General features: G+C 42.1%; 13 protein-coding genes. 5 read left to right on the top strand and 8 right to left on the bottom strand.

Features of this window, described 5'->3' with window-relative positions:
- Window positions 1-2: 2 nt before the first annotated feature.
- Window positions 3-680 (top strand): response regulator transcription factor, encoded by a 678-nt coding sequence (locus G1O98_RS06115; protein WP_012407592.1) that lies wholly within the window; start codon window positions 3-5, stop codon window positions 678-680.
- Between the two features lie 77 nt (window positions 681-757).
- Here the strand turns inward: G1O98_RS06115 and G1O98_RS06110 are convergent, their stop codons facing one another.
- Complete coding sequence (locus tag G1O98_RS06110) at window positions 758-1,066, bottom strand: NIL domain-containing protein (protein ID WP_114085535.1); 309 nt, start codon at window positions 1,064-1,066, stop codon at window positions 758-760.
- Between the two features lie 522 nt (window positions 1,067-1,588).
- On the opposite strand from G1O98_RS06110, the gene G1O98_RS06105 reads away from it, so the two are divergent.
- Window positions 1,589-2,728, top strand: a complete 1,140-nt coding sequence (locus tag G1O98_RS06105) for a hybrid sensor histidine kinase/response regulator (protein ID WP_163927746.1) — start codon at window positions 1,589-1,591, stop codon at window positions 2,726-2,728.
- 193 nt (window positions 2,729-2,921) lie between these two features.
- Entirely contained in the window at window positions 2,922-4,304 is a 1,383-nt protein-coding gene (locus tag G1O98_RS06100; protein ID WP_163927745.1) for an aldehyde dehydrogenase, read from the top strand.
- An 89-nt stretch (window positions 4,305-4,393) separates the two neighbouring features.
- Here the strand turns inward: G1O98_RS06100 and G1O98_RS06095 are convergent, their stop codons facing one another.
- From G1O98_RS06095 to G1O98_RS06085, 3 genes are all read right to left on the bottom strand, one after another.
- The gene (locus G1O98_RS06095; RefSeq protein WP_163927744.1) at window positions 4,394-4,999 is read right to left on the bottom strand and encodes a sulfite oxidase-like oxidoreductase; all 606 of its coding nucleotides are present in this window, start codon (window positions 4,997-4,999) and stop codon (window positions 4,394-4,396) included.
- 275 nt (window positions 5,000-5,274) lie between these two features.
- On the bottom strand, window positions 5,275-5,448 hold the full coding sequence (gene rpmF / locus G1O98_RS06090) for a 50S ribosomal protein L32 (RefSeq protein WP_012407602.1): 174 nt from the start codon (window positions 5,446-5,448) through the stop codon (window positions 5,275-5,277).
- 376 nt (window positions 5,449-5,824) lie between these two features.
- Window positions 5,825-6,307, bottom strand: coding sequence for a hypothetical protein (locus G1O98_RS06085; protein WP_114085539.1), 483 nt, complete (start codon window positions 6,305-6,307; stop codon window positions 5,825-5,827).
- Between the two features lie 200 nt (window positions 6,308-6,507).
- On the opposite strand from G1O98_RS06085, the gene G1O98_RS06080 reads away from it, so the two are divergent.
- Window positions 6,508-8,409, top strand: a complete 1,902-nt coding sequence (locus G1O98_RS06080) for a caspase family protein (RefSeq protein ID WP_163927743.1) — start codon at window positions 6,508-6,510, stop codon at window positions 8,407-8,409.
- A 110-nt stretch (window positions 8,410-8,519) separates the two neighbouring features.
- Here G1O98_RS06080 and G1O98_RS06075 read toward each other — a convergent pair whose 3' ends face one another.
- The 4 genes from G1O98_RS06075 to G1O98_RS06060 form a co-directional block, all read right to left on the bottom strand.
- Complete coding sequence (locus G1O98_RS06075) at window positions 8,520-8,897, bottom strand: Mo-dependent nitrogenase C-terminal domain-containing protein (RefSeq protein ID WP_163927742.1); 378 nt, start codon at window positions 8,895-8,897, stop codon at window positions 8,520-8,522.
- A gap of 737 nt (window positions 8,898-9,634) precedes the next feature.
- Window positions 9,635-11,404: a ribonuclease J gene (locus tag G1O98_RS06070; RefSeq protein WP_163927741.1), complete on the bottom strand. Its 1,770-nt coding sequence runs from the start codon at window positions 11,402-11,404 to the stop codon at window positions 9,635-9,637.
- Between the two features lie 280 nt (window positions 11,405-11,684).
- Window positions 11,685-12,569: a 4-hydroxy-tetrahydrodipicolinate synthase gene (dapA, locus tag G1O98_RS06065; protein WP_163927740.1), complete on the bottom strand. Its 885-nt coding sequence runs from the start codon at window positions 12,567-12,569 to the stop codon at window positions 11,685-11,687.
- 126 nt (window positions 12,570-12,695) lie between these two features.
- A complete protein-coding gene (locus tag G1O98_RS06060; protein ID WP_163927739.1) occupies window positions 12,696-13,733 on the bottom strand; it encodes an aspartate-semialdehyde dehydrogenase in 1,038 nt (345 codons plus the stop codon).
- 897 nt (window positions 13,734-14,630) lie between these two features.
- Here G1O98_RS06060 and tig point away from each other — a divergent pair.
- On the top strand, window positions 14,631-16,073 hold the full coding sequence (tig, locus tag G1O98_RS06055) for a trigger factor (protein ID WP_163927738.1): 1,443 nt from the start codon (window positions 14,631-14,633) through the stop codon (window positions 16,071-16,073).
- Window positions 16,074-16,403: the final 330 nt, after the last annotated feature.

Genomic DNA, 16,403 nt, shown 5'->3' with positions numbered 1-16,403 from the left:
TGATGGACCGAAGCGCGACAAGTGCCACTGCTATGAAAGAGCCCAGCATGAAAGATCACAAACGACTTCTATTGATTGATGATGACCCTAACCTCATCTTGCTGGTGAAGGATTACTTAGAATTCCGGGGATACGAAGTCATCACCGCCGAGAATGGACGTGAAGCTCTGGAAATTTTAGAGCAAGATGTTCCAGACATGATTATCTGCGACGTGATGATGCCGGAAATGGACGGATATACTTTTGTGGAACAAGTCCGGCAAAACGAACGCACCAGTTGGATTCCGGTTCTTTTCCTTTCAGCTAAGGGACAAAGCGCAGACCGAGTTAAGGGTCTGAATAAAGGTGCTGATGTTTATATGGTCAAGCCCTTTGAACCAGAAGAACTCGTAGCCCAAGTTGAATCCTCGCTGAAACAAACTATCCGTTGGAAAGAACACCAAGCAAAAGGAGGCGAAAATGGTTCCCGCATCCAGGTTCCCTTCGATGTGCAATTAACCCCAACAGAACTGAAAGTAGTCCAGTTTGTCGCTAGGGGTTTAGCTAACCGGGAAATTGCTGAAGAACTAAATGTTAGTCAGCGCACGGTTGAAAGCCATGTGTCCAATATGTTGGGCAAAACCAATCTCCATAACCGCACTGAACTAGCGCGGTGGGCGATTGAAAATCAAATGGCCTAAAATCAGTAACGAGTGCTGAGTGCTGAGTGCTGGGTGTTTTTGACTCAGCACTCATAACTCAGGACTGAGAACTCAATTTACCAACCATCTTCTTCAGGGCTGGATTGGTGCAAAACTTCTAAATCCAGTTCATCTAGGTAAGTTAGGGCACTTTCAATCTGAGAAACAGTACCTCGCAGTTCCAGATCGAAGCAGCTATATTGTGGCACGTTTGCGCTTACCTGAGCATCAGCAATAATCACTGTGATCCCATAGTGAGAAACCAGTCGTGAAATGACTGGTTCCTCATGCAAGTCTTTAGGAATACGAACCTGGATGCGAGTTTGGGTGCGTCTATTATCTAAAATATCTGTATTAGATTTTACTTCTTTATTTGGAATTGCCATTCTAGCTTCCTACTCGACTTCTGGGATGAGGGTTTTGATTTGCATGATTTCTTTTAACACTAGCGTCACTTATCCCACGTAGGCAAGCAAGAAAGTATTTACCTTTGCAAACCATTAATCTAGATACAGTAAATGTAACCAATTGCTCATAATTCGGTAATTATGAGGTTAATTGTTATCCTATAGTGGTTTTCGAGCAGATTGAATATAGCATTTTGTAGGGTTACAACAATTGTTGTAACCCTAATTTATTTGTGTATAAAAAATATTATTGCAGGGAGGTGTCCTAAGTATTATATGTTACTTTTTCAGAGTTTTAGGGAACTCTATTACTAGAAATTACGAGCCATAATTCAATTAGCTTGTAGCTATCTGCTAAAAAGGTAAGTAAAGTAGTTTTTAAAACACATTTATATAAATTTCTTAGTAAACAATTTCCTTTGGAGGAAGTTTACTTAAGAGAACTATACCAATAAACCAGTTTCCCTAAAAATTTACTTTTATCCCGTACCTTGCATCTATATGACTTCACAATCTTCTCGTTCTGGCAAAATTCTGGTAGTTGATGACTCTCCTGATAACGTGTTTTTGATCAAAACTATTTTGGAGGAAGAAGGTTACACGATTAGCACAGCAGAAAATGGTATTTCGGCTTTAGCAGAATTGAAAGCTTCTCCTTGTGACTTGGTTCTGCTGGATCTGATGATGCCAGATATGGATGGGTACGAAGTGACTAAGCACATTCGTGGAGAGATGAAATTGTCACAATATATCCCCATCCTGCTGATTACTGCCCACGATGCACCCAACGTTGCTCACGGATTAGACTTGGGTGCTGATGATTTTATCCGCAAACCTGTAACTGTAGATGAATTGCTGGCACGAGTGCGATCGCTCCTACGTTTGAAGCATAGTATGGATGAACGTGATGAAATTGCCCGCCAGCGAGAAGATTTTGTCTCTCGTCTCACCCACGATTTACGCACTCCCTTAGTGGCGGCCGATCGCATGTTGATGCTATTTCAGCAAGGTGCATTGGGAACATTATCACCACAAATGCAGGAAGTAATCACCATTATGGCCCGTAGTAATATCAACCTGCTTACTATGGTCAATACCTTATTGGAAGTTTATCGCTTTGAAGCAGGTCGCAAAAGTTTGGCATTTCAACCAGTTAATTTGGGACGTTTGCTAGAAGAGGTGACTGGAGAATTAGCACCACTAGCTCAAGCTAAAACACTGTCGCTAAATTTGGATTTTACTGAAGAGTCAAATACAGTTATGGGCGATCGCTTAGAATTGCATCGTTTATTTACAAACCTGATCGGCAATGCGATCAAATTTACCGACTCTGGGTCTGTGACTATTCGTTTTACTTCTCAACGCCAGTTAGACAAAAGTAGTCAATCTCAGTTATTTGGAAAATCCAATCCCGTTGAATATATTAGCATTGCGATCGCGGATACTGGCCCAGGTATTCCCACCGAAGAACAGGCGACCATATTTGAACGATTTCGTCAAGGTAGTCACAAGAGTTCTGGTAGTGGCTTAGGACTCTACCTTGCTCGTCGAATTGTCGAGGCACATCAAGGCATTATTTTGCTGAATTCTGAATTGGGGAAAGGTAGTGTATTTATTGTCCTTTTACCCGCTACAACATGAGAAAATTAGCAATTATAATTTATGAATTACGGGGTATTTTATCCTGATATTTCATAAATTATAACTTTGCTAATATTTTCCAAGAATTTCAAGTAGATATTCTAATTAGAAAGTCAAACGCTAAAAAATGACGAATTAAATATGCTGAGATAGCAACGCCACATTAAAACATAGTTTTTTAGGATACTAAACAATGATTACCACTGAATTATCTAAGATTGGGGAGATTATCCAGAATCAGCGAGATTTTTTTGAAACTGGCAAAACTAAAGATGTTACTTTTCGCATTGAAAAACTTAAAAATCTCAAGCAAGCCATAATTGAGCATGAACAAGCAATAGTCGAGGCATTAAAAGCGGATTTACATAAACCAGAATTAGAGGCTTACCTTACAGAAATAGGTGTCATTAAAGAAATCGATTACGCTATAAAACATCTTCAAAAATGGACTAAGCCCAAAAAAGCACCCGTTTCCTTTGATTTTTTTTCCTACTCAGCAAAAATTTATCCAGAACCTTTAGGGGTTGTTTTAATCATTGGCCCTTGGAACTATCCATTTCAGTTAATTATCTCACCGTTAGTAGGTGCGATCGCAGCCGGGAATTGTGCAATTATCAAGCCTTCAGAAATTGCTTCTCATACCTCTGGTGTCATTGCTAAGATTATTGCCAAACATTTCGACCCAGCTTATATTGCAGTCGTAGAAGGAGATGTGGAAGCAAGCCAAAAACTACTTGCAGAAAAGTTCGATCATATCTTTTTTACGGGTGGCACAGCTATCGGCAAAATTATCATGGCAGCAGCAGCCAAATATCTCACACCAGTGACTTTAGAATTGGGTGGTAAAAGTCCTTGTATAGTAGATACTAATATTAATCTTGAACACACTGTCAGACGAATCACTTGGGGAAAATTTATTAATGCTGGACAAACTTGTATCGCCCCTGACTATCTTTTAGTTAATAAAAAAATCAAAAAAGATTTAATAGATGGGCTGAAAAAATGCCTAAAAGAGTTTTATGGTGATAATCCTATAAGTAGTCCTGATTATGCCAGAATTATCAGTCAAAAACACTTTGATAGATTGATAAATTTTCTCAAAGACGGTGAAGTTATCATCGGTGGAGAAAATCAATCTTCAGAGCGTTACATCGCTCCCACAGTGATTGATAATGTCTCTTCGGAAGATTCTGTAATGCAGGAAGAGATTTTTGGGCCAATTTTACCAATTATTGAATATACTGACGTTGCCGAAGCGATCGCATTGATTAACTCTAGACCTAAACCTCTGGCGTTATACTTATTTTCTCAAAACAAAAACCTGCAAAAGCGAGTTTTGCAGGAAACTTCATCTGGTGGGGTTTGCATTAATGACACAGTGATGCAGGTTGGTGTCTCGTCTTTACCATTTGGTGGGGTCGGAGATAGCGGTATTGGCAACTATCACGGCAAAGCTAGTTTTGACACTTTTTCCCATAACAAAAGTGTATTGCAAAACTCTTTCTGGCTCGATTTAAAATGGCGATACGCTCCTTATGAGGGCAAATTGCCACTCATCAAGAAACTTTTGGGTTAACAAAATTAGGAGTTAAGGATAAAAATCCCCAACTCCTAATTATGCCAATTTTAGATTTTGAATTTTGGATTAAAGAAGAAATTTAAAATCTAAAATCCAAAAGCGTTGCTGTAACGCTCCTCAGCCCAAGGTTCACCACGGCGATGGTAGCCATTACGCTCCCAAAAACCAAGTTCTTCACCAGCTAAAAACTCTAAACCATTAATCCACTTAGCACTTTTCCAAGCATAGAGGTGGGGAACAACTAGCCGCATTGGGCCACCGTGTTCAGATGGAAGGTCTTCACCAAAGACTTTAAAGGCAAAGAAGTTTTCTTCTCTGATGAAATCTTCTACAGAAATATTGGTAGTGTAGCCGCCGTAGCAGTGTTCCATAATGTGGGCTACTTTCGGATCTAGCTCAATCAGCTCCATGAAATCTGTAACTTTAATGCCAGTCCATTTGACATCAAGCTTAGACCAGCGCGTTACACAGTGAAAGTCTGCCGTGAATTCGTGTTGAGGTAGCGCCATAAAGTCTGACCAACTAAAGGTAGCAGATTTTGCCAAACCCCAAACTCGAAACTCCCATTCCTCAATGCTGATTTGAGGAGTTGCGCCGTAAGTTAGTACGGGGAAACCTTTAGCTAAGTGTTGACCAGGAGGAACACGTTCCCCTTCTTCTTTCCCTGGTTTGTGAAAAAATTTTCCTAGCATAGTTGGAGAAAAATAAGTTTTCTCAAGGTGTTTACAAGCTTTTTTGCTGAATTGCCAACACTACCAGATGTTTTACTTTTATATGATTTGATTATTACTCATCAGTGATAGGTAATGGGTAATGGATGTTCCCAATTACTCACTACCAATTTTTATCGAGCTAATGAGCTTGTATAGAGTATATATGATTCAAAATGCAATCAGGAAAGCTAATAAAAAGCCTTGATCCAGTAGTAAGAAGATTGGTGCTGTTTATGCTTTGCCTGACTGGGAAATTATGATTCTTCTTCCTCTTCTTCAGCCGTTGGATACACAAATGTAGAACGTCCAGTCAAAATTGACTTACCCAGAGAGAGGGCTTTCTGAGCTTCGACGACGGCTTTGTGCCTCCAGGTAGCTCGACGTTTATCTCGTTTTGATTTGGAAGTTTTCTTCTTAGGAACAGCCATGTCAGCAGATATCGTGATTCTTGACAACCTTCTTATTCTAGGCCATCCACTGACGCGAAGAACAACAGCTAAGTTGAATTGATAAGTTGAGATTGAAGTAGGACACAGAAACAGAGGGAATTATTTAAGTATTCTACTCTTTACGTCTCCGTGTCTAGCTCAACGAATAAGCAGGAAAAAGGGGGCAGGGAGCGGGAATGACCCCTTCTATTCCTACCGTGAAGCGGAGCAGAACATGGTTCTGAGTCCCAACTTATAAGAAGTGGGAACTCAAACCCTACGGGAAGGCGGCGCAACAGTTGGGGTTGAATCTCCATCTGAACTGTCCCCCCTGCTCGCCGCTCCCTGCTCCCTTGCCTCTTTCTTCTTCAATCCTTCATTTTTTGCTTGATACACCGTTAGCTGCTGTAGAGCTATTGTCAAAGAAAAGTAGCGATCGCGCAGTTTTGAAGTAAGTAGCCCAGTTTTGGGCATCGGGACGCGATCGCCATTGGGGACGACTCACATCTAATGCCAGAACTGGGGCGATCGCTCCAAAATTTTGTACGGATACAATGATTGAAACATCTGTCACCAAGATATCTTGGTCGAAGCTCCTTTGGGCGGCTGCTCTAGCGGCCGCTTCCGCCCTCCGTAGAACGGTTTCATAGTTTTCTTCCGGCAGGCGGTCAATAGCTAGATCGACTCTAGCGGTGTAAGCTCGCACAACCTGGGGTGCGATCGCTTCCGTCAAAAACCACGCAGGAACAGTGGATATGAGCAAAATTAATAAAGGAACTATCCGGATTCTTCTGGCAATTTGGCTAATAACTGAAAAGGGAGTGATCGATGATGGTAGGTGAGCAGCAATCTTGCTCATGACCTTCTATCTCCTTAGTGATGATCTGTTATTGAAATTAGGTAAAAGGTATTTTCCGACTGAGTAACGTAATAAAAACTACATTCTAACTTAAGATTCGATGAGAATCACCTAGACTATAAGACATAGGTTAGCTTTGTTTTTTTGGCAAAGCCAACCGCAATTTTAAGACCAGCAAACAATAACTGACAAAGAGCGGGATGGCAAATTACTGGGCGATCGCGATTGGCATCAATCACTATCAGTTATTTCAACCTTTAAGTTGTGCCCAAGCCGATGCTGAGGCACTAGAGGATTTTTTGGTGACAGAGGCAGGCTTTCTCCCCAAACATTGCCTGCTAATGACGGATACTTCGCCGCCAATTGGAGATCGATCAACTTATCCAACTAAAGAGAATATTCTCTTGCTGCTTGAGGATTTGGCAGCCACAAGTTGGCAACCGGAAGACTATCTGTGGTTATTCTTTAGCGGTTATGGAGTCAATTACAAGGGCAAAGATTACTTAATGCCAGCAGAGGGCAACCCCGAACTCGTGCAAGAGACTGGCATCGAATTGCGATCGCTAATGCAAAGTCTCCAATTTGCTGACTTGAATGTATTGCTACTACTCGATATCAACCGTGCTTTTGGCACTCAAGCGGATGCTCCCGTTGGTGAAGAAACAATAGAACTAGCCCAAGAACTACAACTAGCGACAATTCTTTCTTGTCAACCAGAACAATTTTCTCACGAAAGTAGCGAATTAGGTCACGGATTCTTTACAGCAGCTTTATTAGAAGCTTTGCGTTCTGGTAATGGCAGTAACCTGTCAGATTTAGAAAGTTACCTAAGTCTGCTCATGCCAAAATTATGTCACCACCACTGGCGGCCTGTCCAAAACCCTGCAACTATCATCCCATCAAGGGCGCAGATAATCTTGCCAGAATTGGCAATAGAAAATGGCTTTGAAGCAAATCCGGTGATTTATCCTGAAGAATCTTTTGCTGTTGCTCTTGCAGCCCCTCCCCTTGACAATTACCCCAGAACTTCAGCAGAACGGGGCAGATGGGGAGAAGCTACTATGAACTCCTCACAGCAGGTGAAGGCTTATAAGGTTGAGAAGCCTAAAGCTCAACCAGTCCAGGAGTCAGCTACTGGCTTAGTTTCCCAGCCAATGGCGGAAACTTCTTTAGGAGCAAATCCCAAAGGAAGATTTATCCCCAATTCCTCCAAAGGTTACGTCTCTCGATTGCCATCAAATCAGCCAAGTCTCCCTTTTTGGAAACAGTTTATCTTGTGGGGCGGAGGCAGCTTGCTAGTAGCAGGTTTAATTGCTGTAGTTTTTCTTCGCAATCAAGAAACTTTTAGAATTAACCAAATATCAACTGCATCGCCAAATGCTACTGCTAGCGATCGCCAGGTGATTGAGAATTTACCAAGCGATGTCTCCGACGGGCTACGCCTACGCACTTCAGTAGTTAGACTTAACAACCAATCTAGCGCCCAAATCATCTCTAGTTCCGAGTCGAAAAAGCGGAATCAAGCAGTATTAGACTTGGCGAAAATGTCGCTCAGACAAACTCAGGCTAGCGATTTGAGTATGGCGATCGCCACAGCCCGGAAAATTAAACCTGGTAAACCACTGTACGAACAAGCTCAGGAAAATATTAAGATTTGGAGCCGAATGATTTTAGATTTAGCAGAGGGTCGTGCTAAACAAAGACAGTATGCTAGCGCTATTGCCGCCGCTCGATTAATTACCAAAGATGAAGCTCCCTATGCCAAAGCACAAGCAGCAATTAACCTGTGGCGGCTAGAGGGAAAGCAGTATGTGAGTAACAAAACTCTTTTAGATGCAGCTAATGCCTTAATTAAGTCTGGACAGGCATCTACCTACAATCGGGCGATCGAAGTTGCCAAGAAAGTACCAGCAGGTCAACCAGGCTTTGATAGTGCCCAAAAGTCGATCAATAAATGGAGTGAGAAAATTTTAGACCTGTCCAAGCGTCGCGCTGCCGAAGGAGATCGTAGTGCCGCAATTGCAACTGCTACGTTAGTGCCAGAGGAGACAGGCGCTTACGAAGATGCTCAAGATGCCATTCAAAAATGGCAAAAGAAATAGTAAAAAAATAATAAAAAATGGTTAGGAGTTAGGAGTTAGGAGTTATATTATTGATCCCCGACATGTTACTCCTGACTCCTAACTTTTCACTCAGCGGTCATATCTCAGTATTAGCAGTACTGCGATACATCTTCGCCACAGTCGTCGGCTAGATAGCACAACGCTCGGAAACGCAAACCGACCACTTCTTCATATAAGGGGTTGAGCTTGCACATGGGTGGAATGTGAAACAAAGTTTTCCCAAATACTTTGACATCGCGCTCAAAGGGACATTGAGATGGGATTAGTTTGCACAAACGATGAGCTAATTGGCGATCGCGGATTTGAATGTTTTCTACTCGTTGCCGTAGGGGTTGGAGAATATCCCAGTAAGGCTTGGAAGGAGAATGGTTAAGCTGGCTTACTTTATGGTCAGTAGTCTCTGCTTGATTGATTGATACCCAGCTCGCCAGAAAAATCTTTTTCGTGGTATTGTCGAATACCTTCATGGTTAATCCTCTGTGTTATTGAGGTTATTCACCTTTTTGATGAATATATACAACGTGGCAACGAACTTTCCCGGAAAAATCGCGTTCTGACTGCGATATAATGTAATACCTGATTAGCCACTTAAGTCAGAACCTAATTTATTACTACGTCAAGTTAATCGCAAATTTTTGGGGATCGGTAGTGTAATATTACGATCTTGTTCATAACTTGACATAGTTTAGATTTTAGTAAAGACATCCGTCATTGGATAGGTTTTAGTGTAACATTTACAGAACTTAATATAAGGTCTTTCTAAAAGAATTTTTGCTAAGTATAAACATCAGTAATACCCTAGAAGGCATTTTTCCTTTCCGTGTTCCCACTTTCTCACGTAAGTGTGTCTTGTTCATCGCAAGCTGAATACCGTAAAAGTAGTGATTTTTGAGCGATTAGAATCGATTGCATTTCACAAAACTTACGTTGGCAGTGGCAATTTGAGAATCATATAGTCTGACGCATTAAAATCAGATGAACTTGCTTATGGGTGTTTTTGTACTCTACAGCGCAATCCATCCTGGCAGTACGCTGTACGCACGCCTTCAGTGACAGCAACTAACTATAGGCAAGCTCTATACCCATGAGAAAAGAAAGCGCAAAGACGTTCAGAAGAATTCTGTGTCTTTGCGCCAATCTAAGTTTGAGCGGTGAAAGCCACTGCTCAAACTTCTCTCTGTATGAAATTTTTACCTTAAATTCCCTATGATGCTACTTGAGCAGCAGTCCGAGTCCGTCGTCTTCTACCATCGGCAACTTTTACAGGTGGCTCATCAGGGATTTGCATCAATAAAGTCACAGATGGCTGACATTGCAATTCTCGACGGATAGAACGTTGCAATTCTCGTTCTAAAGTTCCTTGCAATCCGCCCCAGTCTATATCTGCTGCTTCACCGCCAGGAGCAAATTCTGTCCAGCGCACAGTGAGGATTTCTTCAATGCGTTGTTTTACCCAGGTTTGTAGCAGCGATCGCTCTACAGTTGTAACTACACCCCGGAGGTGAGTTTCTGGTTTCGCCAACAGTTTACCATTCCAATCAATTGCAGCTGCGATCGTGATAATGCCTTCTGAAGCCATGCGTTGCCGTTCTTGCAGCACTTTGGCGCTTACCATACCCGAACTGGTAGTATCCACTAATTCAATACCAGATGGCACTTTACCAGCAACGCGAATAGCATCTTCAGTCAGTTCGACAATATCACCATTCTGAATAATGATCATGTTTTCTGCGGGAATACCCATACTCTGAGCCGTTTCTGCGTGCTTCACTAGCATCCGATGTTCGCCGTGAAATGGCACAAAGAACTTGGGTCGAGTTAAGGCAATCATCAGCTTTTGCTCTTCCTGACAGCCGTGACCGGAGACGTGAATCCCTTTATCCCGTCCATAGACCACTTTTGCACCCTGAATCATTAATTTATCAATGGTGTTAACTACAGCGATCGTATTTCCGGGAATGGGGTTAGCAGAGAATACTACTGTATCTCCTTGGCGGATTTTAATATGAGGATGTTCTTTATTAGCAATGCGAGTCATTGCTGCCATCGACTCACCCTGAGAACCTGTAGTTAAAATTAGTACTCTTTCATCAGGCAGATTTCGGACTGCGTGTAATGGTTGCAGCAGATTATCTTCACACTTGATGTAACCTAGATTACGGGCATGAGCAATCAAATTCAGCATGGAACGCCCCACAATCGTCACCACGCGATTTTGCTTCTTGGCGATATCCAAAATCATATTGATGCGATGCACGCTAGAAGCAAAGGTTGTGACAAATAATCGCCCAGTGGCTTGACTAAATACTCTCTCCAGGTTTGGATAAACCGAACGTTCTGAAGGTGTAAATCCTGGTATCTCAGCGTTAGTGGAATCACTTAGCAGACAAAGAACGCCTTTTTCACCATGTTCTGCTAATCGTTGCAAATCAAACTTCTCACCATCTACTGGGGTATGGTCAATCTTGAAATCCCCTGTGTGAATGACTACACCAAGGGGAGTATGAATGGCAACAGTGAAACTATCAGCGATGGAGTGGGTGTTACGGATATATTCCACTAAAAAGTTTTTGCCAATCCGCACTACATCACGTGGTAAAACTGTTCTGATTTCGGTGCGATCGCGGACTCCTGCTTCTTCCAATTTACCCTCTAGCATCGCCATTGCTAGCCTAGGCCCATAAATCACGGGGATATCAAACTGCTTGAGATGGAAAGCAATCCCACCGATATGGTCTTCATGACCGTGAGTAACGATCATCCCCTTAATTTTGTGGCGATTTTCCCGCAGATAGGTCGTATCTGGTAAAACAATATTTACTCCATGCATCGCCTCTGTGGGGAAAGCCAATCCTGCATCTAACAGGATGATTTCATCGTCATACTCAAAAAGACAGGTATTTTTCCCAATTTCGTGCAAACCGCCCAAAGGAATAATTTTCAAGGCGGAATTATTAGCTTCGTTTTTAGCCATTTTCTCCTTAGATTGTTACTTGTAGTTAATTAAGTTGATAGTTAACTTTCCATGTATTTAAGACAACATCATCTGTTTCTTAAGTCAGTCTGAAAGCAATCAAGTTTTAATTGAAATTTTCAATTTTTTATTCAATAAAATCGACTGTACACTTAAGGATTCATAGTATATCTATCAGTCCTAGCACAGGTTTTTAAATTGCAACTTATGAACAATTATGGTCATTGTTTATATCTATCTTTAGAAAGCAGCAGACTACCAACGTTTAACTAGATGGTGGCTAGATTAAACTAAGTTCTTTCAGAACCGCTTCTAACTTTTGACTTACTTCTAAATCAGCTTCACATAGCGGTGGACGAGTTGAACCAACCTCCCAACCTTGGAGTTTCAGCGCTTTTTTCACTGGAATGGGATTTGAAGTGAGAAATAAAGCTTTAAACAACGGGAAGAGTTGGAGATGAATGTCGCTTGCTACCTCAATTTTTCCCGCACTAAAAGCTTGGATCATCTGCTGTAGTTGGTTTCCTACCAGATGAGAAGCCACACTTACCACACCCTTTGCCCCGATCGCTAACAAGGGCAAAGTCATGTAATCATCACCAGAATAGATGTGGAATTCTTTTGGTGTCAAGCGACGGATTTCGCTTGCCTGGTCTATGCTACCAGTGGATTCTTTAATCCCGACAATATTGCTAACCTCAGCTAACCGGGCAACTGTTTCTGGCTGAAGGTTTTGTCCGGTACGACCTGGGACATTGTATAACAACAATGGTAAGTCGGGACAGGCTTGTGCTATTGCCTGAAAGTGCGCTTCCAATCCCGCTTGCGGCGGTTTGTTGTAATAAGGAACAACTTGTAAGGAACCATGTACTCCTATCTTAGACGCTTTTTGGGTGGCAGCGATCGCTTCTTTGGTGGAATTTGAACCACAACCTGCGATCACCTTGGCTTTTCCTGCCACGGACTGCAATACCTCGACAAACAACTGGTATTCTTCATCCCAACTCAAGGTAGGGGATTCTCCTGTTGTGCCGCACATCACCAATGTATCTGTACCGTTGTTAGCTAGATGCACTGCCAGTTCTGCCGCTACACCATAATCTACACTACCGTCTGCTTTAAACGGTGTAATCATAGCGGTTAAAACATTACCAAAATCTCCCACCCTGTTTTCACTCCTGATTGCCCATGTTTTTGTATCTTGGTGGTTTCCTATTGTAATAACCTATCTGCAAATTGCTTTCAAGTGTCATTTGTCATTTGTCCTTTGTCACTTACCAATGACCAATGACTAATGACTAATAGCTAATGGTTTGAGTAGATTTTTTTCTACCAGTAACTCGGCGATTTGTATTGCATTCAATGCTGCGCCTTTGCGGATTTGATCGCCGCACAACCATAATTCCAAGCCACAAGGATGAGAAATGTCCTGACGGATTCTTCCCACTAAAACTTCATCTCTACCTGTTGCTTCAATTGGCATCGGAAAATGATTAGTTTCCCAATCTTCTACCAATTTCACTCCAGGGGAGGAATTTAAAATTTCTCTGGCTTCCTCGGCACTAAAGGGAGTCTCAAATTCTAAATTAATGGCTTCTGAATGGGCGCGGAGTACGGGAACTCGTATACAGGTCGCAGTGATTCTGATTTGCTGCGTGCCAAATATTTTTTGGGTTTCGTTGACCATTTTCATCTCTTCCTCACAATAACCCAAATCATTTAATGGTGAGTTGTGGGGAAATAAATTAAATGCCAATGGGTAAGGCAATACCTCAGCTACTGGCGGCTGTCCTTGTAGTATAGCGCTTGTTTGGGCTTTGACTTCTGCCATTGCCCTAGCCCCTGCGCCACTAGCAGATTGGTAGGTTGAAGCCACGATACGTTGCACTGGTTTAACTTTATGCAATGGCCATACTGCCACAGTCATCAAAATCGTTGTGCAGTTGGGGTTAGCAATAATGCCTTGATGATTGGCTGCGGCTTGTGGATTAACTTCTGGCACTATTAAGGGAACTTCTGGGTTCATCCGAAAGGCACTGGAGTTGTCAATTACCACTGCACCCTTTGCCACGGCAACTTCTGCCCAAGCCTTAGATGTGGAACCACCCGCACTAGCTAGTACTATATCGACATTTTCAAAGGCGCGATCGCTCACTGGCTCTACTGGGATATTTTCCCCTTTAAACCGTAGCGATCGCCCAGCACTGCGCTCTGATGCCAATAATTTCAAGTCAGCAATCGGAAAATTACGGCTTTCTAATAATTCCAGCAACTCTGTGCCAACTGCACCAGTAGCTCCCAAAATAGCTAAACGATAGGATTTCGACAAACTTGCTTCCTCCTTTAAAAGACTTATCTGCAATTTTTTGGAACAATTGACAATTTATTTATATTTAAATAGCGAGCGCAGTCTTGAAATTAATTTTGAATAGATTGAGATTTTCTCTAATTTAGTCTATCTTTAATAGATTTAATAAATTTATTTACTTGGGTTATTTAATAAGTTAAATGATGTTGCATTTTATAACAACTCGCCATCCAACTTTCAATTCATTTATCTAAACTATATTATAGTATTGTACAACAAAGCGCCATCTAGCAGAAAAATACATACACATACATATATCTGCACTTAGACATTTGACCTGTAAGGTAAATAAACGTCTTGGCTGTAAAGTGAGTTGCCAGCCCGATGAATGTACTATGATGCAAATGGTATAAAATTCGCAACCTCTAAAATCGAGCTATGCGGCTAGGCAGCCTGTTTAATCCCGTACCAAAATATAGCTAGACTCAATGCTATAACTTTGAAGTAATAAACTACTGGCTGAAAATCAGAATATCACGGTCTTAGTCCACCGAATAATGAATTCTTGACTTTCCAGTGCTAAATTCAGACTAACTGAAAATTACGGACTGGGGAATAGGGATAAAAATCTTCCCAATCCGCAATGATTCAGCACTTATTACAAATATTAGGCAAGAAACCCCAGACGTTCTTAGCCCTGGGAGTGTCAATAATTGTTATGACGGTAAATTGTCAAGTCCTTGGCCATTGGCAGTAAACTGGATCTCTGTGCCAGGACACACAATCCATCCTTGGATGTCATAAAGCTTTGTGACAAACTCCCCCTCCTCCCTAAGAGACATCAAGCCATAAACGCGAAAAATTATTGCGTCTTGTGTGTACTCGGAGATTAAAATACCAGAAAACTAGAGACGAAGCATGAAAGTTACCCAGGAAAAACTTCCCGCCAGCCAAATTGGCCTGGAAATAGAGATTACGCCGGAAATTACCAAGCAAACTTACGAACAGGTCATTAAAAACTTAGCGAGTACTGCCAATATTCCTGGGTTTCGTAAAGGCAAGGTACCTCGGCCGATATTACTACAAAGGCTGGGTACAACTCGTATCAAGGCAGCAGCGCTGGAAGAACTAATTCAAGACGGCATTGAGCAAGCAGTTAAACAAGAAGCTATCCCGGCAATCGGTCAGCCGCAATTGCGCTCCTCCTTTGAGGATTTGATTAATAATTATGAACCTGGAAAACCTCTGACGATTTCGGCCGCTGTCGATGTAGAACCAGAAGTAAATCTTGTGCAGTACACTGATTTGCTTTTCCAAGCCGAAGAAGTCAAGTACGATCCAGAACGAGTGGATAGTACCCTTGAGAAGGAACGTCAAGAATTAGCGACATTAATTCCCGTGGAAGGACGTTCGGCCCAAATCGGTGATATTGCCGTAGTCGATTTTAAAGGCTCATTTGCCAAAGCCGAGGGCGAAGACGAAACAGCCGAACTAGAACCTATTCCGGGAGCCGAAGCAACTGATTTTCAAGTTGAGTTGCAGGAAGATAAGTTTATCCCAGGCTTTATATCGGGAATAGTCGGGATGAATCCTGAAGAAACTAGAGAAATTGCGGCTCAGTTCCCAGATCCCTATGCTAATGAGGATTTAGCTGGAAAAGCAGCAACTTTCACCGTGACGCTCAAAGAACTGAAGGAAAAGGAACTACCAGAAATAAATGACGATTTCGCCCAGGAAATCAGTGATTTTGAAACTTTAGAGGAGTTACGCGCTTCTTTGGTAGAGCGATATCAAAAAGAGGCAGATGACAAAACAAAAACAAATAAGCAGGAAGCCTTGTTAACGGAACTGCTTAAGCACGTAGAAGTTGACTTACCACTAACCTTGGTTGAGCAAGAAGTGGATGCAATGCTAACGCAAACAGCAATGCGCCTGTCTCAGCAGGGATTAGATGTGAGGAAATTGTTTACTCAAGATATTATTCCTCAATTGCGGGAGCGATCGCGTACTGAGGCCATCGAACGCATCAAACGTTCTTTGTCCTTGCGGGAAGTCGGTAAACGCGAATCTATTGAGGTAACACCAGAAGAAATCGCAGCCAGAGTCAAAGAACTTTTGGAACAGTACCCAGAAGAAAAAGAGGTTGATGAAGATAGACTGCGCTCAATCGTGGAAAACGAACTATTAACCGAAAAAACCATCGATTGGCTCTTAGAACATTCCTCAGTTGAACTTGTACCCGAAGGCTCCTTGAGTCCCTCTGAGGAAACGGAAGCCGCAGAATCAGATGCTGATGCTGATGTATCTCAAACAGAGGAAGGAAACAGCGAACCTTCTACAACAGAAGTCACAGAAGGATAATAAAAAATCCCAAAGCCATAAGTTCACCAGTCCTGAGTTAAAGTACTGGTGAAATGGGTAAGGTAAGAGAGATAAGGAAGCGGGGGAGCAGGGAGCAGGGAGCAGGGGGAGAAGAACTATGAATTATTGCCCAACGCCCAATTCCCAACGCCCAATTCCCAATTCCCACTGAGATAAAGTCAAAATAATTTAAAGAATTAATGAATTTTTGGCAAATTGTGACACATGTTATGGACTGAGCTTGATACTGTGTTACACGAGAGGAAGTTATATGAGGCATAATGGTTAACACGTAGCTATAAAAATTCCATTCGTCGAAAAGGCAGCATT

The organism is Nostoc sp. UIC 10630 (assembly GCF_010747425.1).
Taxonomy (GTDB): domain Bacteria; phylum Cyanobacteriota; class Cyanobacteriia; order Cyanobacteriales; family Nostocaceae; genus Nostoc.
The sequence above is the reverse complement of the archived record's forward strand: the minus strand, read 5'-3'. Positions and strand labels throughout refer to the sequence as shown.